The sequence below is a fragment of the Neisseria sp. MVDL19-042950 genome, assembly GCF_030504625.1.
GTDB lineage: Bacteria > Pseudomonadota > Gammaproteobacteria > Burkholderiales > Neisseriaceae > Neisseria.
Genome location: NZ_JAUKWH010000001.1, coordinates 301,062 through 321,378, shown reverse-complemented (window position 1 = coordinate 321,378; position 20,317 = coordinate 301,062). Strand labels below are relative to the sequence as shown.

Annotated in this window: 16 protein-coding genes; 6 read left to right on the top strand and 10 right to left on the bottom strand. The window is 44.8% G+C overall.

Going from position 1 to position 20,317, the window contains the following annotated elements:
- Positions 1–67 precede the first annotated feature (67 nt).
- From tssH to tssK, 5 genes are all read right to left on the bottom strand, one after another.
- Positions 68–2,866, bottom strand: coding sequence for a type VI secretion system ATPase TssH (gene tssH, locus Q0X97_RS01490; protein WP_302065490.1), 2,799 nt, complete (start codon positions 2,864–2,866; stop codon positions 68–70).
- Between the two features lie 313 nt (positions 2,867–3,179).
- Entirely contained in the window at positions 3,180–3,668 is a 489-nt protein-coding gene (locus tag Q0X97_RS01485; RefSeq protein WP_302065489.1) for an Hcp family type VI secretion system effector, read from the bottom strand.
- A gap of 165 nt (positions 3,669–3,833) precedes the next feature.
- Entirely contained in the window at positions 3,834–5,498 is a 1,665-nt protein-coding gene (locus Q0X97_RS01480) for an OmpA family protein (RefSeq protein WP_302065488.1), read from the bottom strand.
- A 5-nt stretch (positions 5,499–5,503) separates the two neighbouring features.
- Positions 5,504–6,166 (bottom strand): DotU family type IV/VI secretion system protein, encoded by a 663-nt coding sequence (locus Q0X97_RS01475; protein ID WP_302065487.1) that lies wholly within the window; start codon positions 6,164–6,166, stop codon positions 5,504–5,506.
- 1 nt (position 6,167) lies between these two features.
- On the bottom strand, positions 6,168–7,517 hold the full coding sequence (gene tssK / locus Q0X97_RS01470) for a type VI secretion system baseplate subunit TssK (protein ID WP_302065486.1): 1,350 nt from the start codon (positions 7,515–7,517) through the stop codon (positions 6,168–6,170).
- Positions 7,518–7,671: 154 nt separating this feature from the next.
- Here tssK and tssB point away from each other — a divergent pair, with 154 nt between their 5' ends.
- From tssB to Q0X97_RS01455, 3 genes are all read left to right on the top strand, one after another.
- Positions 7,672–8,169, top strand: a complete 498-nt coding sequence (gene tssB, locus Q0X97_RS01465) for a type VI secretion system contractile sheath small subunit (protein ID WP_302065485.1) — start codon at positions 7,672–7,674, stop codon at positions 8,167–8,169.
- A gap of 40 nt (positions 8,170–8,209) precedes the next feature.
- Entirely contained in the window at positions 8,210–9,739 is a 1,530-nt protein-coding gene (gene tssC, locus Q0X97_RS01460) for a type VI secretion system contractile sheath large subunit (RefSeq protein WP_302065484.1), read from the top strand.
- 213 nt (positions 9,740–9,952) lie between these two features.
- Positions 9,953–10,237, top strand: coding sequence for a hypothetical protein (locus Q0X97_RS01455; RefSeq protein ID WP_302065483.1), 285 nt, complete (start codon positions 9,953–9,955; stop codon positions 10,235–10,237).
- Positions 10,238–10,302: 65 nt separating this feature from the next.
- Here Q0X97_RS01455 and yfaE read toward each other — a convergent pair whose 3' ends face one another.
- The 4 genes from yfaE to nrdA form a co-directional block, all read right to left on the bottom strand.
- Complete coding sequence (gene yfaE / locus Q0X97_RS01450; protein ID WP_302065524.1) at positions 10,303–10,614, bottom strand: class I ribonucleotide reductase maintenance protein YfaE; 312 nt, start codon at positions 10,612–10,614, stop codon at positions 10,303–10,305.
- An 82-nt stretch (positions 10,615–10,696) separates the two neighbouring features.
- Positions 10,697–11,830: a class Ia ribonucleoside-diphosphate reductase subunit beta gene (gene nrdB / locus Q0X97_RS01445; RefSeq protein WP_302065482.1), complete on the bottom strand. Its 1,134-nt coding sequence runs from the start codon at positions 11,828–11,830 to the stop codon at positions 10,697–10,699.
- Positions 11,831–11,957: 127 nt separating this feature from the next.
- On the bottom strand, positions 11,958–12,410 hold the full coding sequence (locus tag Q0X97_RS01440; protein WP_302065481.1) for a hypothetical protein: 453 nt from the start codon (positions 12,408–12,410) through the stop codon (positions 11,958–11,960).
- Positions 12,411–12,495: 85 nt separating this feature from the next.
- A complete protein-coding gene (gene nrdA / locus Q0X97_RS01435; RefSeq protein ID WP_302065480.1) occupies positions 12,496–14,775 on the bottom strand; it encodes a class 1a ribonucleoside-diphosphate reductase subunit alpha in 2,280 nt (759 codons plus the stop codon).
- 763 nt (positions 14,776–15,538) lie between these two features.
- On the opposite strand from nrdA, the gene Q0X97_RS01430 reads away from it, so the two are divergent.
- The 3 genes from Q0X97_RS01430 to Q0X97_RS01420 all read left to right on the top strand — a co-directional run bounded on the left by Q0X97_RS01430 (position 15,539) and on the right by Q0X97_RS01420 (position 17,788).
- A complete protein-coding gene (locus tag Q0X97_RS01430) occupies positions 15,539–15,898 on the top strand; it encodes a hypothetical protein (protein ID WP_302065479.1) in 360 nt (119 codons plus the stop codon).
- Positions 15,899–15,965: 67 nt separating this feature from the next.
- Positions 15,966–16,937: a class 1 fructose-bisphosphatase gene (locus tag Q0X97_RS01425; RefSeq protein WP_302065478.1), complete on the top strand. Its 972-nt coding sequence runs from the start codon at positions 15,966–15,968 to the stop codon at positions 16,935–16,937.
- Positions 16,938–17,053: 116 nt separating this feature from the next.
- Entirely contained in the window at positions 17,054–17,788 is a 735-nt protein-coding gene (locus Q0X97_RS01420) for an ankyrin repeat domain-containing protein (RefSeq protein ID WP_115133674.1), read from the top strand.
- A 254-nt stretch (positions 17,789–18,042) separates the two neighbouring features.
- Here the strand turns inward: Q0X97_RS01420 and Q0X97_RS01415 are convergent, their stop codons facing one another.
- Positions 18,043–20,274, bottom strand: a complete 2,232-nt coding sequence (locus Q0X97_RS01415; protein WP_302065477.1) for a DNA internalization-related competence protein ComEC/Rec2 — start codon at positions 20,272–20,274, stop codon at positions 18,043–18,045.
- Positions 20,275–20,317 lie beyond the last annotated feature (43 nt).

The window sequence follows — 20,317 nt, the reverse complement described above, 5'->3', positions numbered from 1 at the left end:
AATACCAAACTCTAAGGATTTTATTCAGGAAGGCCGTCTGAAAATATTTTCAGACGGCCTCCTTAAGTTAGTTGAACAATACGTCTATACCGCCTTCGCCAATTTCCAACCGTGCTTGTGCAGGTACATGCCCTACACTCTGCTGCCATTGCAGAAAACTTTGCGCAATAGCCGGCATCACCTGACGATTGAGCAAGTGGTCAATATTACGTGCCCCGCTATCGCCAACAGTACATGAATCCGCCAATAATTCCACTAAATCATCGCTGTAACTTAAACGGGTTTGATGTTGGCCATGTAAACGTGTAGCGACTTTATCCAGCTTAAGACGGACAATTTTTGCCAAAGCCACTCTGTCTAACGGGCGGTACAGCACTATTTGCATACGCGCCAATAAAGCGGCTTGGAAATGATGCAGCAATATCGGTCGTATGGCCTCTTCTAATTCTGCTTGTGTATATTCAGGCTTGGCATTCTCCCCTGATTGCACTTCGTTTATTTGTTGTTCAGCTTCCGATTGATTTGCAACAATTTCCACCTGACAATCGACCATATTGCTGATATCGGTTTGATTATTATTGTGGCCTTCGGTTTTTTCAGGCTCTTCCGGCTGCAATAACTTAGCCAGCTCATCGGCTCCCAAGTTTGAAGTCATTAAAATCACCGTGTTTTTGAAGTCGATTTCTCTGCCTTCTCCGTCCCTCATCATGCCTTTATCAAAAACTTGATAGAACAAATTCAAAATATCTTTATGAGCCTTTTCAACCTCATCAAGCAAAACCACACTGTATGGCTTCTGACGGACAGCTTCTGTTAACACTCCGCCTTGACCATAGCCGACATACCCCGGAGGCGATCCTTTCAACTGAGAAACCGTATGTGCTTCGCGATATTCAGATAGATTGATGGTAACTAAAGACTTTTCGCCACCGAATAATGCATCGGCCAAAGCCAACGCAGTTTCCGTTTTACCCACACCGGAAGGCCCTGTGAGCAAAAACACTCCCAACGGAGCATCATTGGTTTTCAACCCTGCTTTCGCAGCACGCAAACTCTCGGCAATATCATGTATTGCTTCGTTTTGCCCCACCACTCGCTCTTCCAGCAAGCTTTCCAGTTTTAGCAGATTATCTAATTCATCTTTCAGTACGCTACCGGCCGGCACTCCGGTCCAGTCTGAAATGATATCTGCAATAATGGTTTCATTAACACTGGTGAAAATTAATGGATTATCTTGAGCAATTTCGTCCAGCCGGCTTTGTTTATCAGCCAAATCATGTTGGGCCTGTTCTCGTTCCTGCTGATACAATTCTACATTTTTAGCTGTTTCTATCAGATTTTGAATATCATCAGCCAATGTTTTTTCAGCCGAATAACGCTGGTGTAAAGATTCTCTCCTTTCGGTTAACAGAGCAATCTCTTTCTCTACGGTTTCAATTTGCTCTTGTGCTGTATCATTCAGACGGCCTAACTGCTGATCTGCCTGTAAGGCTTCGAGCTCCCTCTGTAAAGATGAAAGTTGTGCATCAATCAACCCGAAAATATGAGGTACCGTATCCAAGCTCATGCGGACACGTGCAGCGGCAGTATCCAATAAATCTACTGCTTTATCAGGCAATTGGCGACCCGTTATATATTTACGCGACAAGCGTACCGCAGCAACAACGGCCGCATCTTGAATATGCACACGATGGTAAGCGGCATAGCGTTGTTTCAAACCGCGCAACATAGTAAAAGCAGCCTCATCTTCAGGTTCATCTACTTTAACCATTTGGAAACGACGCTCTAATGCGGCATCTTTTTCAAAATATTGTTTATATTCGCTCCATGTGGTTGCTGCGACAGTACGCAATTCTCCCCGAGCCAGTGCCGGTTTAAGTAAATTGGCAGCATCAGCACCCCCTGCACTATTGCCTGCTCCGATTAAAGTATGGGCTTCGTCGATAAACAATAAAATCGGTTCCTCGGAACTTTGAACAGCTTCAATAACATTACGTAAACGCTGCTCAAATTCCCCTTTCACGCCGGCTCCGGCCTGAAGCAAACCTAAATCCAATACCAACACTTGAGTATTCTCTAGAATTTTGGGAACTTCATTTGAAGCTATTTTTAATGCCAGCCCTTCAACCAATGCTGTTTTACCAACACCCGGTTCTCCTACCAAAATGGGATTATTTTTACGGCGGCGGGACAAAATATCCATCATTTGTCGAATCTCCGTTTCCCGCCCAAAAACAGGATCTATTTCCCCTTTTTTCGCTTTCTCAGTCAAATTAATGGTAAAGCGCACCAAAGCATCATTATTATTTCCGGGCACAGGCATTACTGTCGATTTATTTTCCACAACAGACTGGTTATCTGAATTATTTTTCGAAACTACAAATGTATTCCGACAACCTTCAATAGAAACTTCGTCCAACCATCCTTCAAGGCGGTTAATTTGAGTCTCAGTTAAACTCAACAAAGGCCAAGCATCTTGCGACATCAAACGATAAGGGGATTTCAATAACGCCATATACAAGTGGGCGGAACGTATTTCTGATACCCCTTCATCTGAAGCAAGCAGCCAGGCATCTGATAACAAATTAACTAATAATTTCGAAAGAGAAGGATTTCCACGCATATTTCGGGGCAACTTATCCATTGTAGCCAACAGAGGATTCCATATGCCGTTTGAATTAATCTCATAGCGACGCAATAACGCGGCTACATCGCCGTCTCCCAATTCCAATAATTTAATAAACAAATGATCGACTGTTATTTCCGCATGACCTCGTGTTTGGCATAAACTGGCGGCAGCTTCCATTGCTTGTTGGCAATGATTATTTAAACGACGTAATAATAAAGCTTGATTTTGAGTAGACATGAAAATTCTCTAAAGTCGGAGATTAGTGAGGAAGACCGTTGGATGTAATAAATCTGATTTCTGGATGGATCGAAATGGTTTTCAAATTTTTATGCTGATAACAAATCAAAGTCTTATCATTTTGCTTTTACAAAGATAATTCCTAATGATATTCATAGAAACTTTGATTGCAACGTAATATCTCAATTAAAAATAATTTAAGATGACTACTATCACTAAAAAAATAATAAAAAATGTATCATCTAATTACTTTAAAATGGATTTATTATAAAAGAAAAAGTGCTGCCCTTTCAGGCAGCACTTTGAAAGGTTATTAAGCGCGGCTTTCATTCCAGCTGTCAGAATGAATGATATTGCCGTCTTTATAAGTCCAAGTAATTTTTTCGTAGCGCAATTCAACACGCTCCAAATGATTGTAACGCTCGCGGGCGGGATCTTTGATGTTGTGCATCACAGGAGCCACGCCAACTACTTTTACATTATCCAACTTGGTATTGAAGTATTCTTTTTCTTGGCCGGCATCATCAATTTGATACCATTTAATTTCTACTTCTTTCAAAGTTTGGCCGGTAGTTACTGCTTTGTATAAGTAAGGAGATGAAGCATCGTATTCTTTAAATAAAACAATTGGCTCATGAACACGAGTACCAGTCAGCTTACCAGTGTTGGCATCAGTAGGAATACGCACATTATGTTGGAATTCAACGATTTCAACGCTATCTTCGCGACCATTTACATCTACTGAACCTTTGATAGCAGAACCGCCATCATCTTTTAACCACATATAAGCAGGAATTGCCATATTTTGCTCCTTTAAAGGGATTGTTTAAATTTCTCAAATACAGTTTCAAAAAGATAAGTAAACAGTATCCAAGATGACCAAACTCTTTACAAATTTTATAACATATCCATAAAACTATGACATTCGTTTGATAAGAGTGCTATTTCGCAGATAAACGTCATTTCTTTACTCCAAAGTCATTATCTCATTTGGAATAAGAATAATTTCTACCCTACGATTTTTGGCTTTTCCTACTTCAGTAGCATTGTCAGCTACAGGTTTAATATCACCATATCCTTTAATAGCAAAACGAGTTACAGGCAAATTCGATGAAATAACCAACCAATCCCGTACAGCGAGGGCTCTTTTTTCCGATAATTGTAAATTTGCCTTGGAATTACCTACATTATCTGTATGGCCTTCAATTAAAATTTGAGTATCAGGGTGATCTTCAATTACTTTTAGAACACTAATCAAAGCTTTATTTGCATTATGTTTAAGTTCATACTGCCCTGTTTCAAATAAAGCCAAACTATCAAGTGTTAATACAACTGCTTTTTTAGGCTGCACTTCCAAACGTTTTTCTGTTGGTTGTGGCATTGGTTGCGTTGTTGCTAACAATTGCTCCAATAAAGGTATATATGTATTTGCTCGGTACAGCCCTACACCTAATGTCGAAGGAATACCCTCAAGTTGATATTTTTTCAACAGCTGCAAATCCCGCTTCAATACTTCAATCGTCTGTTTATCAATATCTTTTTTATTATTTCTCTCTGTTTCAAAAGTTACTATATGTTGTTTTAAACGACCCAATAATTGACTGTTGTTATATGCTGATAATGCAGACGCTAAAATAAATGCAATAGAAATAATAGATAAGATTTTAAAACCTAAATCAACAACCATATTTCTTTTATAAATAGCATCATTGCTTAACAATTCTTTTGGAGATCCAACTAATTTTGATGAAGAAGCTGAAGGCCATTGCAATCCTCCAGTCATTTCATGGATACAATTATTCCATATTGAGTGAATATTGGTTTCTCCACCTGCCACAACACTAATGCTTCTCATATTGATATAAGACCAGCTGGTGTCAGATTGCTTCATAAGTTGACTTTCTAAACAGGTAAGTGCTTGGCTAAGCAAAACATAATTACAGTTATTTATACTATTTTTATATTTTAAAAATATTGTTGCTAATGCCTGTTGAAAATCCTCTACAAACTTATGAATATCAGATTCATTACATCTTTCTTTCAATTTAAAAGTGTACCAAACTGCCTCATTTCCTTGTTTAGGAACAATAATATTTGCGGGCGTATGAATGATTAAATTAACCGGAACAACTATGCCCAATCTTTTCTGTAAAAATAGGATATTTCTTAACCAATCTTTCAAACGGATTGCAACATCATGATGTAAAGCAGGAAATACAGATAATTCAATACTTAAAGCCAACGTTGTTTTGAAATGCACATTTAACAAATTTGAAGCAATGCTATGGAGATGCTCCGGATTTCGAACCAGAACATGCGTTGCACCACTCTTGCTGAAAACCGGGGAACCGAAAAATGACTGATCATCATTAAGAGATAGTACATATGTATCTGTTTTTTCAACATTCCTTAATGCTTTTTGAATTTTCTCCCATTCGTCAAGACCAATCAAATCATAATTCTTTGCTCTTTTGCAAATAAAACTCCAAACAACAACACCAACCAAAACAAATAATATAGATATTGCTATTTTTTTAGGCCAACTGCCCTCCATGTATGTAAGAACAGCATAGAGAGCGGTTAACTCAGAAAATAACAACAATATCAAAAAATTGAACCGTTCTGATTTCATAATATTTATGCTTTAATCTGGATTTGTTGTACCAAACCATCCAAATAATTTCCAAATGCAAAATAAGAAATAACCGCCAATAACAGACAGCAAACAAAAACCCATAAAGGATTTATATGAAATTTCCCTTTAATAGGTGTTCCTTTTTGATCTGAGAAAAAAAATTGGCCATCTGCAGTTTCTACTCCATCTAAAGAAATATTAACCAATTCTCTTAAATTACTCCGCCACTTATCTGCCTCTGCCGGGTTTAAAACATAACGACCATGGAATCCTAAATTCATAATACTTAGATAAGCTTCAGCTAATTTAAGATTTGGTGAGGCACTTTTACAAAGTTCCTCTATCCGATCACATAAAACGTCTCCAGCATGATAGGATTGGAAAAAATGTACTTGTAATGGCTCCATCTCCCACACATCACGTTCATGGCCTTGCAAATATTTCAAAGAAATCTCGTCCAACAAAGCACACTGCGCATAAGATAACTGCTCAATATCTGCTGCTGAAAATCCCTCGCTAGTCAATTTTTCTTTAAATTGCCCTACCAATTTTTTGCAATGTGCATGCCAAGCTGATGATTTTCCCGGATATGCGCCTGAAGCCAAAGCTGATATAGCAAGTGCAGTGTCCCGTAAACTACTTCTAATTAAAAATTGTTTATTCATCTTAAATACTCACAACAGCATATAAATTTAAATGTAAATTAGTTATGGAAGCAGGCACATAAATACTGCAAGCCTGTGTTTTCATCATACGTTGAAACGCCGGATGATGACGATCCAACTTGAAATACGCGTTATCCATGCGGAAAGGCAATCCCGGAGGAGTTTGATTAAGAAGATGTAACGGCACTCCTAAAACCGCAGTGTTAATTACACGCTCAACATCTTCCGGTGCTCCGATTTTGCTGATAAGAGGTAATTGTTTTTGTAGCTCGAGAAAAGAAATCGAATCGGAATGTGCTGATAAATAAAACTCTGTTTTATCATCAATTCTGCTATCAAAAATTTGCGCGCGCCATTGGGTTGTTTTGAAATGTTCTAAATTAATTTCAATCACAGGAGATGGAATCACTTCATCCAACAGACTTCTGATTTTGTTTTCCAAGCGACTGAAAGTACCATATAAATCAACATGATTATATACATCAATATCTGCAACAGATTCTTCTATTCTATATGTATACAGCATACCAAGTAAATGGCTGAGTAATTTATATAATTCTTCCGGATGTTTTTCGGGGTAACGTGTCAGATGCATCAATTCAGGATAAATACTGTTTAACCCGTGTAAAAACCAAAATAAAGTTGAATCGGATACAGAAAAATCAACTAAATTTCCGCCGCGGGCACGTCTTCTAGCAGATAAGCTGTCAATTCTTGACATCAATAAAGAAGAAATTCTTTTTAAATATGCAACCAACCACTGCGAGCCCGCCATTAACAGCAAAGGAGGAATGTAGTTTATATCCAACATAAGCCGCCCATTTTCATTTCGAACGAGCCTTGCGATAGGGCAAGTTATATATTCGTCATTAGCCTCGAAATCAAATCTCAATTGCAAATTATATTGTTCTACACTTAATTCAACTTCTTCATTGGAAAACATGTCCATTACACGCTCAAAACGCTTTACAAAACGTTTTGGTGCAGCCAAATTATCAGAATCCGATACCAAATTTGTTGAATTACTTTGCCAAATAGGTATCGCCAAATAAATGTCAATCCTATTTTTGTCTGAAGGAATATCACTTAAATTTCTAGTAGAAACATTTGCTCCTGTTAACCGTGTATCAACGAATGTACCATCCGGAAAACATAACTGAATAGCATCTAATTTAAGTTTTCCTGCCTCAATAGCTTTATAGTCAAAAGATTGGTCAAATATACCCCATTGGAATTTACCCAACATTTTGATTAAAGATCTTGAAACAAACTCTTCATATTGATTTTGCTGTTGAAAATGCTGTGGAGATAACAAAAGACCTTCTTCCCACAAAGGCTTATAGATTTTCACTGTTAAGTCATCCTTTTAAATAACCGATAATCAATCTGGGTAGACAATAACATATTTTAACACTTATACTCCAATTTGAATTACCAACGGTATATTTTTACCACAAACGAATATAAAAATTTAAACCCGTATCAAATAATTTTAGGATGTCGACATGAGCAAAAGCTTCCAAAATGAAATCCCTTCAGCACGAATCAACATCAAATTAGATTTGCACACCGGTGGAGCGCAAAAAAAAGTAGAACTGCCCCTCAAATTATTGGTAGCCGGCGATTACAGCAACGGCCAAGATAACCGCCCTCTTGCGGAAAGAGAAAAAGTAAATATCGATAAAAATAACTTTGATTCCGTACTCTCAGACTTTAATCCAAAGATTGATATGGCCGTTAAAAACACCTTATCGCCGGAAGGAGGTGATTTAAACGTGCAATTAAACTTCAAATCTATGAATGATTTCCATCCTGAGCAAATTGCCCGAAATGTTCCTGAATTACGGGCCTTAATGGCTATGCGTAATCTGTTGCGTGACCTGAAATCGAATCTGTTGGATGACGTGAGCTTCAGACGTGAATTGGAAGCAATTTTGAAAGATGAGAATTTATCTAACGAATTGCGCGCTGAATTAGAAAAAGTTGCTCCCCTAAATAAATAAAATTACCGAATATTCTAATTTATCGAAGCAAGGAAATAAGATGCAAAAAACACAACAAACAACAAATACCGTTGTAGAGCATATCGAGGCTCCCAGCATATATGAAAATCTATGCAAAAAAATCAATTTATCAGCTATTGATTCGGTAATCGATATTGACCAATTTCAAAGCAATGAAAAAATGTCTGAATCATCTGCCGATGAACGTATCGCTGCTGCAGTTAATGTTTTTTTAAAAATGATTCAAGACTCTTCACAAAAAGTGGAGCGTTTGGATAAAAGTCTTTTGGATTACCATATTGCAAGAATTGATGAAAAAATAAGCCGGCAATTGGATGAAATTCTACATAGCGAAGCGTTCCAGAAAACAGAATCTGCATGGAGGGGTTTGAAATTTCTGGTGGATCGCACAGATTTTCGTCGCAATGTTAAAATTGAAGTGTTGGATGTATCTAAAGAAGACCTGATACAAGATTTTGAAGATGCACCTGAAATAATACAAAGCGGCTTATATCTCCACACTTACACCAATGAATATGATACCCCCGGTGGAGAACCCATCGGTGCAATCATTTCTAACTACGAATTCGGCCGTAGTCCTCAAGATATTTCCCTGTTGAGAAATATTTCACGTGTTTCAGCTTCCGCACACATGCCGTTTATCGGTTCGGTAGGTTCGGAGTTTTTCGGCAAAGAAAGCATGGACGAAGTAGCTGCGATACAAGACATCGGCAATTACTTAGACCGTGCGGAATATATCAAATGGAAAAGCTTCCGAGAAAGTGATGATGCCCGCTACATCGGCCTGACTCTTCCCCGCTTCCTTGCCCGTCTTCCTTACGGAAGCGATACCGTACCCGTTCGTAGTTTTAATTACGAAGAGCAGGTTAAAGGTAATGATCATGACCGTTACCTATGGGCAAATGCATCTTTCGCCTTTGCTGCAAACATGGTTCGCAGTTTTGTGAATAACGGTTGGTGTGTACAGATCCGTGGTCCGCAAGCCGGCGGTTTAATCGAAGATTTGCCCATCCATATGTACGATTTAGGTACCGGTAATCAAGTTAAAATTCCAACTGAAGTTTTGATTCCGGAAACCCGTGAATTTGAATTTGCCAATCTTGGTTTTATTCCTTTATCTTTCTACAAAAACCGTGATTACGCTTGTTTCTTCTCCGCAAACTCGGCTCAAAAACCCGCTTTGTACGAAACAAAAGAAGCAACGGCCAACAGTCGAATCAACTCTCGCCTGCCTTACGTCTTCCTGCTTTCACGCTTGGCGCATTATCTGAAACTGATTCAACGGGAAAATATCGGTACGACAAAAGATCGTCGCTTACTGGAATTAGAATTGAACACTTGGATCAATACCTTGGTTACAGAAATGACCGACCCAAGCGATGAATTGCAGGCGACCCATCCGTTACGGGAGGCCAAAGTTGTCGTTGAAGATATTGAAGATAATCCGGGCTTCTTTAAAGTACGTCTGTATGCCCGTCCACATTTCCAAATCGAAGGATTGGATGTAAATCTATCTCTTGTCTCACAAATGCCGAAAGATAAAAAATAAGTATAACCACATTCACAAAAAGCTTCCGTTGTTTCGAAACGGGAGCTTTTTTCTTGTTATTGCAAATAAATTTGTTGATTGAAAATAATGTAAAACAAACCCTACTTACAACACATCCTCGTAAAAACCTCGCCGATACTTGCACATAGGCACTTTTAACCCTATTCTGCCTTTAATGGCACATTGATTGTGCCGTATATAAAGGAAACAACCATGAAAAAAACCAAATTCTTTGCTTTATTTGCCGTTACGGCCCTCGCTATGGGAGCAAACGCTTATGCGGCTAAAGAAATCAAAGTAGCTTCTAATAACACACCATACACACAAGATAACGTGCAGAAAATCGCTGCCACTGCAGTCAGCATGGGTGTAAAAGAACCTGTGTCTTTAAACTTAACCGGTGCCAATCTGACTGTATCTGGCGATAATTCGATCAAATGCACATTCAAAGTAGGCGACGGTGATACACCTAAAATCCAAGGTGTAAACTGTAAGTAAGCTTTTTTTATATTCTCTAATAAAGGGGCCGTCTGAAAATTTTCAGACAGCCTTTCTTCATTGGCTCAATCAGTTTCAGTTTGATCTTCAAATAAATCCACATCAAACAAATCAGGTTCCGGCGAACGAATATGACAATCTATCTCTATTGCCTCAGAAACACGACAACAACAGGGCAATATCTCGTTGGGCCCGATAAATGCTAACGGGAAATGATCATAATCCACACGACCCGATAAAATCTGAACGCGACAGGAACCACAATACCCGCTGCGGCATTGGTATTCAACTTCATGCCCCGTCCGCTCCAACCCTTCCAAAAGAGTTTCCCCCTCTTTCAGTTCAAAAGCAGTATCACGGGTAGTAATCAAAGCCATGCTGACTGTCCGGTAAAAATTAATCAGGCCGTCTGAAAGTACAGAAACGCCTGCACTTTCAGACGGCCTGACAACTGTGTTTTTAAAGCTCGAAATCACCCAAATCATCGGCGCTCACTTCGGCATCAATCTGGCCGATTAAGTAAGAGCTGATTTCCACTTCCTGCGGTGCCACTTGAACATTATCAGACGACAGCCACGCATTGATCCACGGAATCGGGTTTTGGCTCGCTCCTTCAAAAGCAGGTTTCAAACCGACCGCTGCCATACGCAGATTGGTAATATATTCAACGTACTGGCTGAGAATTTCCTTATTCAGGCCGATCATCGAACCGTCTTTAAACAGATATTCCGCCCATTCTTTTTCCTGTATGGCCGCCGTTTTAAACAACTCGAAACATTCCTGCTCCAACTCGGCGGCAATCTGCGCCATTTCAGGATCATCCGCACCGCTGCGCATCAAGTTCAACATATGCTGCGTACTGGTCAGATGCAAAGCTTCATCACGCGCAATCAGCTTGATGATTTTCGCATTGCCTTCCATCAACTCGCGTTCGGCAAAAGCAAACGAGCAGGCAAACGACACATAAAAACGAATCGCCTCAAGCACATTCACGCACATCAGGCACAGATACAGTTTCTTCTTCAGCTCGCGCTTGTTAACCGTAACCACCTTACCGTTCACATGATGCTCGCCTTCGCCCAACAGATTGTAGTATTGGGTATATTCGATCAAATCATCGTAATAGCAGGCGATATCTTCCGCGCGGGCAATAATGTATTCGTTATCGACAATATCATCGAACACCACCGAAGGATCGTTCACAATATTGCGGATAATGTGCGTATAGCTGCGCGAATGGATGGTTTCCGAAAACGACCACGTTTCAATCCACGTTTCCAATTCCGGAATCGACACCAACGGCAACAAAGCCACATTCGGGCTGCGCCCCTGAATCGAATCCAACAGCGTTTGGTATTTCAGATTGCTGATGAAAATATGCTTTTCATGCTCGGGCAGATTCTGGTAATCGATACGGTCGCGCGACACGTCGATTTCTTCCGGCCGCCAAAAGAAAGACAATTGTTTTTCAATCAGTTTTTCAAAAATTTCATATTTTTGCTGGTCATAACGGGCAACATTCACAGGCTGGCCGAAAAACATCGGCTCCAGCAAAGCATCGTTTTTTGCTTTGCTGAATGTGCTGTATAACATGACTAGGTGTTCGCAGGACATTGGAAACTTTCAATAAATCTAGGATAATTAAGACGTTTTTTAGAAAATTTTACTTTATTGTTAATATATTAGTATTAGGCTTGTTTTCAATTAAAAATTAGACCAATTAATTTGGCTTATTTTTTAAATTTCGAATGAATTTTTCATTAATCTGTTTGCGTTTTTCTAATTGTCTCCCAGTTAAATTTCTTTTCCCTTTTGTATTGCAACAAAACTCATATTCCCAATCATTAATCCATCCATGTTTGTAGCCATAATGAATACATGCCTCATTAAGGGCTTTTCCTTTATCTTTTGTTACTCTTTTAATTCCATTAAAAATTAAATGCGATGGTAAACCAACAAATTTTTTAACACAGCAATTTCCAACTGTAACTTTATTGCTATTAACTTTATTTTTTAAAATACACAACTCAATTATTGGATAATGTCCACACAAACAACGCTCAGGCTCCGTTGCTTCATAAACGTGAAGTAAGTTCCACTCCATTTTAGCCTCTGACCAATTCTCCGATTGGGACAGCCGCATAATGTTTTCAATTAATTTATATTCTGACATATTCCCTCTCCTCGATTTTTCGCTGCACTTTTAATTACCTGTAATCTATAAATTTAGTAAACCATACAAATAAATTATATCCAGCTTAAATCTTACAAGCCCCACCCGCGCAGCCGTCGTCCTGCAAATCGGTCTGCGTATCGTCCGCACCGTCGCGGGTGTTGTGGTAATACAGGGTTTTCAAGCCGAATTTGTAGGCGGTGAGCAAATCTTTCAGCAGTTGCTTCATCGGTACGCGGCCGCCTTCGAAGCGTTGCGGGTCGTAGCTGGTATTGGCGGAAATGGCTTGGTCGACAAACTTCTGCATAATGCCGACGAGTTTCAAATAACCGTCGTTGGAAGGCATTTGCCACAGCAGTTCGTATTGGTTTTTCAGACGGCCGAATTCAGGCACCACTTGTTTCAGAATGCCGTCTTTCGAGGCTTTCACAGACACCAAACCGCGCGGCGGTTCGATACCGTTGGTGGCGTTGGCAATCTGCGAGCTGGTTTCAGACGGCATCAAGGCGGTTAAGGTTGAATTGCGCAGGCCGTGCTTCACAATGTCGGCACGCAGGCTTTCCCAATCGAGATGCAGCGGCTCTTGGCAGATGGCGTCCAAATCTTTTTTGTAGGTATCAATCGGCAGTTTGCCTTGCGCATAGGTGGTTTCGTTAAACAGCGGGCAGGCACCGAATTCTTTGGCGAGTTCTACCGAGGCTTTGAGCAAGTAGTATTGAATGGCTTCAAAGGTGCGGTGGGTCAAAGGAATAGCGGAATCATCGCTGTATTTCACGCCGTTTTTCGCCAGATAGTAGGCGTAGTTAATCACACCGATGCCGAGGGTACGGCGGTTCATGGTGGCGATTTGGGCCGCTTTAACGGGGTAATCTTGATAATCCAGCAAAGCATCAAGTGCGCGGACGGCGAGATCGGCCAAGCCTTCGAGTTCATCCAAACTTTCCAACGCGCCTAAGTTGAATGCCGACAAGGTACACAAGGCTATTTCGCCGTTCGGATCGTTGATGTCGTTTAACGGCTTGGTCGGCAAGGCGATTTCCAAGCACAGGTTGGATTGGCGCACGGGCGCGACTTTGGGATCAAACGGGCTGTGCGTGTTGCAATGATCGACGTTTTGAATGTAGATGCGGCCGGTGCCGGCGCGCTCCTGCATCATCAGTGAAAACAGTTCGGTTGCAGGCAACGCACGTTTGCGGATATTCGGATCCTGCTCGTATTGCGTGTACAAACGCTCGAATTCGTCTTGATCGGCAAAAAACGCTTCGTACAAACCGGGTACTTCGTTGGGCGAGAACAAGGTAATGTTGCCGCCTTTAATCAGGCGGGTATAAAGCAGACGGTTGATTTGCACGCCGTAGTCGAGATGGCGCACACGGTTGTCTTCTACGCCGCGGTTGTTTTTCAGCACCAGCAGGCTTTCCACTTCGATGTGCCACAGCGGGTAAAACAGAGTGGCCGCACCGCCGCGCACGCCGCCTTGCGAACAAGATTTAACTGCGGCTTGGAACATTTTGAAAAACGGAATACAGCCGGTGTGTTGCGCTTCACCGCCACGGATTTCGCTGCCCAAGCCGCGGATACGGCCTGCGTTGATGCCGATACCGGCACGTTGCGAAACGTATTTCACAATCGCGCTGGTGGTGGCGTTGATGCTGTCGAGGCTGTCGTCGCACTCAATCAACACGCAGCTTGAAAATTGACGCGTCGGCGTGCGCACACCCGACATAATCGGCGTAGGCAGGGAAATTTTGAAGGTGGAAACCGCATCGTAAAAACGTTTCACATAATCCAAACGGGTGGTTTTCGGATATTTGGCAAACAGGCACATGGCCACCAAAATATACAGAAACTGCGGCGTTTCGTAGATTTGGCGGGTAACGCGGTTTTGCACCAGATATTTACCTTCAAGCTGCTTAACCGCGCCGTAAGAGAAAGTCATATCGCGCTCGTGGTTGATATAATCGTTCAGTTCTTCAAATTCTTCACGGCTGTAATCCGCCAGAATGTGGCGGTCGTATTTGCCTGCTTCGGTAAGCTTGGAAACGTGGTCAAACAGATGCGGCGGTTCGAATTCGCCGTAAGCGATTTTGCGCAAATGGAAAATCGCCAAACGCGCGGCAAGATATTGGTAATCGGGCGTATCTTGGGAAATTAAGTCGGCAGCGGCTTTGATGATGGTTTCATGGATATCTTCGGTGCGGATGCCGTTGTAGAACTGGATGTGCGATTTCAGCTCAACCTGAGATACCGAAACGTTATCCAAACCCTCTGCCGCCCAGTTGATGACGCGGTGGATTTTATAGAGGTCCAACGGTTCCAAACGGCCGTCGCGTTTGGTTACTTTCAGGTTGTTTGCTGCATTCATCTACTTCACCTTAAGAATTTCTTAAAACACAAGATACAGTAGTACCGTGATAATTTGGGCACAATATACTGTATTTTCGATTGAGCTTCCAGACTTGACAAAGTTGGGAAAAAGAAGTTCTTCCCTGCCGTTTTAACGGGCAAGCACATAAAGCATACGCTTGTCCGAAACGGCTTGATTAAAGAAAATTCAGCCTTTTTTCAGGCACTCGATGCCACCTGCAACATTGCGGCGGATTTCTCCTGCACATAACGCATTTTTCCATGGCGAAAAAAGCATTTTTGCTGAGAAAACATCATCATCAAACTTCAAATCGAAAGTTTGAAGCCAGCTTGGGTAACAATCATCGCAACGAGCGTTAATTATTGTAAATTTTTTATCATAACGTAAACATTGTTACCTTGTCCACACTTCGTCATGAGGGCAATTTTATTACCGTTCCGCCCTGCAAACCAAACTTCAGACGGCCTTCTCCCGCTACATTTTTTCTTTTCCAGCAGCGGAGCCGACATTTCCGCCAATGCGGCCGAAATCTTGCATATCCGGCATATTTCTCTTTCACGTTGCTGCAACACATACTTTTTTATTTTGTTGCTTGAATCGAACTGCTTTAAATAAAAGGCCGTCTGAACAAAGCAAGCATCGGCGCGGTTTTCAGACGGCCTTTCGATATAGAAACCGGCACCGATTTGCTTTACAATCCCCGCAACCGTTTGCCTGCCCTTCCCAACCGCAGGCATCCGCCCGAAACGGAACCGAAACCATGCATAAAAAACACCGCAATTTATCCGCCCTACTGCTCATCGCCGCCCTGCTCTCGGCCTGCGGCGGACAGCAACAGCAAACCGAACCACCCTCGAAAAACCGAACCGATTCCGCATTTCGCACAGAATTTATGGCTTCGTTCACCAAGCAATGCATCAGCAGCATTCCCAAAGAAGCTGCCGTTTCGGAGCAAACCGCCCAAGAGTTCTGCGCGTGCGGCGCAAGCAAAGCCGTGGAAACGGTTACTCCCGCAGACATGACCCGAATGATGGCCGGCGGCCGAGACCAAAAAGAAATCGAGCAGCGTGTCGAGCGTGCGGTCGAGCCTTGTAAAACACTCTTGAAACGCCCTTCTTGAAATAAAATCCGACAGGCCGTCTGAAATATTTTTTAAGACGGCCTCCATCACTTGAAGCGAGAACATCATGACTACTTTTTCTGAATTCTTACCGCAACACCTGCAACAAAACGCCCTTCCCGAAAACTTGGGCGGCGTGCTCCAATCGGTTGTCGCCGCCTGCGCGAAAATCAACAGCCAAGTGCGCCAAGGGGCGCTGGCCGGTATTTTGGGCGAAGCGGGTACGGGGAATGTGCAGGGAGAAGACCAAAAAAAACTGGATGTTATCGCCAACGATATTCTGATTGACACCCTGAAAGCCAACCCTGCCGTAGCAGGTTTGGCCAGCGAAGAAGAAGATACTTTTGTGGCTTGCAACGAAAACGGCCGCTATCTGGTGCTGTTCGATCCGCTCGACGGTTCGTCCAATATCGACGTAAACATTTCCGTCGGCACCATTTTCTCGATTTTGGCCAAACCTGAAGGCGTGCTGACTACCGAATCGTTTCTGCAAAAAGGCAGCGAACAGGTGGGCAGCGGTTATGTGCTCTACGGCCCGCAAACCCAGTTGGTGTTTACTGTGAAACACGGCGTGTTTGTGTTCACACTTGATTCAAGCGGCCAATTCGTTCAAACGCAAGCCCATCCGAAAGTGCCGGTGCAAACCAAAGAATTCGCCATCAATATGTCGAACCAACGCCATTGGTTCCCGCCCATGCAGCGATATATTTCCGAACTGCTTGCAGGTGACACCGGTGTGCGCGGCAAAAACTACAATATGCGCTGGGTGGCCTCGATGGTGGCCGAAATCCACCGCATCCTGATGCGCGGCGGCGTATTCATGTATCCGCAAGACAAACGCGATCCGGCCAAACCCGGCAAACTGCGCCTGATGTACGAAGCCAACCCCTTGAGCCTGATTTTGGAACAGGCGGGCGGCGCGAGCAGCAACACCATTCAAAACATGCTCGATATCCGACCCGAAGGTCTGCACCAGCGCGTATCGGTGGTGCTCGGCAGCCGCGAAGAAGTAGAATATGTAAATAAATTGCACCGTTGATTAAGGTTTATTTAAATATCTTGAGGCCGTCTGAAACAAAAGGTAAAGTTTCGGACGGTCTTTATGTATCGTATTACATGATTTTTTCCCAATCCGATTTTTTCAAAGGAAACTTTATGTCCATTCAAAAATTTATCCCCGCCGCCCTGCTCGCGGCCGCCTTCGTTTTGCCCGTAGCCGCTTCGGCCGCGCCCGCTGCCAAAGGCAAATTCCGTTACAGCATGGCCGAAATGCAGGATATCGCCAATCCGAAAAAACTCTCATGGCGCATTTTCTACGACAAACCTTCCGAAGGCCCCGATGCCGAATGGTTTGATGCCGTGAAGCAAGGCAACTTGGCCAAAGTGAAAAAAATGGTGGCCAAAGGTCAAAACCTCGAAGCCAAAGACGAAGCCAGCTTGGGTCAAACCGCGCTCGGTTGGGCGGCGTTTATCGGCTATGAAGACATGGTGGATTACCTGATTGCCCAAGGTGCCGATTTGAACGCCACCGACCGCGGCGACGTGTACAACGTGCTCAAATCCGCCGTGTTGGGCAAAAACACCAAAATCGTGCGCAAGGTGTATGCCAAACTGAAAGACAAAACCGATCTGAACGACCAAACCGTAGAAAGCGACGGCGAAACGCTGCTGATGGTGGCCGCCAGCAACAACCGCATCGAAACGGTGAAATACCTGCTTTCACTCGGCGCAAATCCGAACTTGGTTACCACACAAACCAACAAATCCGCCGGCTCGTACAACCAAAGCGCCCTTTCTTACGCCTGCACCCGCGGGCATAAGGAAATGCAGGCTTTGCTGATTTCCAAAGGTGCCATCAACCACCGCACCGGCAAATCGAGCTGCGAATAACATCTTTGCCGGGCCGTCTGAAAAAATGGATTCAGACGGCCTTTTTGCGAATGCGGCAAACCTTGGGTTTCAAAACCGTTTGTAAGGGCAGATTGCATATCCGCCCTAAAAATAACACGTCATACTCGGGCTTGACCCGAGTATGACGCACTTTGACGAACCGTGATGAAGTAAGTTGATTAACTATATTGAGCACCGTTAGCGTTTTATCAGAGCGATTCCCTACTCTACAAAGCAAGATTCAATACCCGCCATCATTCAAACGGCTTCCTCTGCCAATAAGGTTTATCCGTTTTCAGACGGCCTACCTGCACCTCTTCCCCCGCGCCTAATTCAAACACCAAGCCGCCCGACAAATCGGTACGCAACAGCGCGATGCCGTGCGCTTTCACGCGGTTTTGCACCGCAGCGGCGGGGTGTTTGTAAGCATTGGCATAGCCGCTCGAAGCCACGGCGTATTGCGGCGAAACGGCGTTCAGAAAGCCGCCTGCCGACGAAGTGTCGCTACCGTGATGCCCCAGCACCAGCACTTGGCTGTACAAGCCTTCGCCGTATTTTTCCACCAACGCCAGCTCGCCGCGTTTGCCCAAATCGCCCGTTACCAGCAGCGACTGACCGCCCGCCAGCACGCGCAGAACACAGCTTTGCTCGTTGTCGTCGGCCGTTTTCAAGTTTTCAGACGGCCTCAAAAACTCAAACACCACGCCGTTCCATTGCCATTGCCGCTCCCCGCAAAACCGCGCGCCCTGATAAAACTCAGGCTGCCCAGCCCAAATTTCGCGCAGCTGTTTGGCTTGACGGATTTCGGCAAAACCGCCGTCGTGGTCGGTATCGTGGTGCGACAGCACCAGCACGTCCAAACCGCGCACACCCGCGGCATTCAGGCCGGGCAGAATCTGCGCGTTGGCGATATGCTCCGTGCCGGTATCGAACAACAGATTATGCTCTTTCGTCTGCATCAACACCGACAAACCCTGCCCCGCGTCCCACACCGTTACTTTCAGACGGCCTTCCGCAAGCGGCGGCGGGCGGTACAGCACAAAGCCCGCCAACACCAGCCATGCCAGCGGTTTCCAGCCCGTGCCGCGCGGCAGCAGCGCCATCAACACCGCCGCCACTGCCAACGGCAGCAAATAAGGCGGAGCGGCGGCAACCGCATATTCGGGCGCGACTTGCGCCGTGAGCACCAGCAGCCGCATCGTGTATTCGCCCGCCGCAGCCGCCAGCCATTGCAGCCAACCAAACGGCAACAACGAAGCCAACAGAGCCAGCGGCACCAACACCCACGAAAACCACGGAATCGCCAACGCATTCACCAACGGACTAATCAAAGGCAGCGAAGCGAACATACTGCCCAACGCCACCACCGACAACAGCGACACCGCCCATTGCCCGCGCACCGCCAACAGCCAGCCGCGTTCGTTCAGACGGCCTGCCGACACCCACAACAACGCGCCGACCAAACCGAACGACAGCCAAAACCCCGCGCTCAATACCGCCAACGGGTCAAACAGCAGCACCACCGCCAGCGCCTGCCACCAACCCGTCCACACCGACGCACCGCTGCCGCGCCACCAAGCCCATGCCAACGCCAGCAGCATCAACACGCTGCGCTGCGTCGGCACCGAAAAGCCCGCCAAACCCGCATAAAACAATGCCGCCGCCAAACCCGCCGCCAGCATCCACGCCCGCGGCCGTTTCGGTACGCGCGGCAGCAGGCGCAGCAACTGCTTCGTCAGCCACCCCGCCAGCACCGCCACCATGCTCACATGCAGGCCGGAAATACTTACCAGATGGTTCAAACCCAAAGGCCGGAACGCCTGCCACGCCTGCGCGCTCAAAGCCGATTGCTCGCCGATGCTCAACGCCCGCATCAAACCGAGGCCGTCTGAAAAATCCTGCCCGCGGGTATCGGTTTGCTGCCAACGCAGGCTGACCGTTTCGCGCAAGGCCGATAAACCGCCGGCACGGTTTTGCGCCGCAGCCTGCCGCTCTTTGCCGATATTGCCCACGCCGCCGATGCCGTTGGCCAACGCCCATGCTTCACGGTTGAAACCGCGCAGATTCGCCTCGCCCACCGGCGGCCTTACCCGCGCCTGTACCCGCCATTCGCTGCCGACCGGCCAATCGCGCAAACGGTAATCGGACAGCAACAAACGGTATTCCCGCCCCGCATCATCGCGCGCAACGGCCGTAAAACGCACCCGTTTATCGTCGCGCTGCGGCAAATCCGCCACTTTTACCGTAAGCGGCACATAGGCCGTCTGAACCGCAGGCCATTGTTTTTCCAAAGCGGCTTGCGTGCGCCCAATGCCGTATAACGCGCCGGAAAAACATATCAGCAGCCACGCCGCCGTCCGAAACCGCCACGCCGCTGCAAACAGGCACAGCCATACCGCCGCCAGCGCCGTCCAAGACGGCACGGCGGGCAAAGCAAACGAAGCGGTAACGCCGCCCACCCAGAGCGGCAGCCAGAAACGAGGCATAGATGATTGTTTCTACAAAAATAATAAACATGAAAGAATAAAT

Bases quoted from the DNA above. Each gene is read 5' to 3' on its own strand.
- tssH (WP_302065490.1), bottom strand. From the start codon at position 2,866: ATGTCTACTCAAAATCAAGCTTTATTATTACGTCGTTTAAATAATCAT.
- Q0X97_RS01485 (WP_302065489.1), bottom strand. From the start codon at position 3,668: ATGGCAATTCCTGCTTATATGTGGTTAAAAGATGATGGCGGTTCTGCT.
- Q0X97_RS01480 (WP_302065488.1), bottom strand. From the start codon at position 5,498: ATGAAATCAGAACGGTTCAATTTTTTGATATTGTTGTTATTTTCTGAG.
- Q0X97_RS01475 (WP_302065487.1), bottom strand. From the start codon at position 6,166: ATGAATAAACAATTTTTAATTAGAAGTAGTTTACGGGACACTGCACTT.
- tssB (WP_302065485.1), top strand. From the start codon at position 7,672: ATGAGCAAAAGCTTCCAAAATGAAATCCCTTCAGCACGAATCAACATC.
- tssC (WP_302065484.1), top strand. From the start codon at position 8,210: ATGCAAAAAACACAACAAACAACAAATACCGTTGTAGAGCATATCGAG.
- Q0X97_RS01455 (WP_302065483.1), top strand. From the start codon at position 9,953: ATGAAAAAAACCAAATTCTTTGCTTTATTTGCCGTTACGGCCCTCGCT.
- yfaE (WP_302065524.1), bottom strand. From the start codon at position 10,614: ATGGCTTTGATTACTACCCGTGATACTGCTTTTGAACTGAAAGAGGGG.
- nrdB (WP_302065482.1), bottom strand. From the start codon at position 11,830: ATGTTATACAGCACATTCAGCAAAGCAAAAAACGATGCTTTGCTGGAG.
- Q0X97_RS01440 (WP_302065481.1), bottom strand. From the start codon at position 12,410: ATGTCAGAATATAAATTAATTGAAAACATTATGCGGCTGTCCCAATCG.
- nrdA (WP_302065480.1), bottom strand. From the start codon at position 14,775: ATGAATGCAGCAAACAACCTGAAAGTAACCAAACGCGACGGCCGTTTG.
- Q0X97_RS01430 (WP_302065479.1), top strand. From the start codon at position 15,539: ATGCATAAAAAACACCGCAATTTATCCGCCCTACTGCTCATCGCCGCC.
- Q0X97_RS01425 (WP_302065478.1), top strand. From the start codon at position 15,966: ATGACTACTTTTTCTGAATTCTTACCGCAACACCTGCAACAAAACGCC.
- Q0X97_RS01420 (WP_115133674.1), top strand. From the start codon at position 17,054: ATGTCCATTCAAAAATTTATCCCCGCCGCCCTGCTCGCGGCCGCCTTC.
- Q0X97_RS01415 (WP_302065477.1), bottom strand. From the start codon at position 20,274: ATGCCTCGTTTCTGGCTGCCGCTCTGGGTGGGCGGCGTTACCGCTTCG.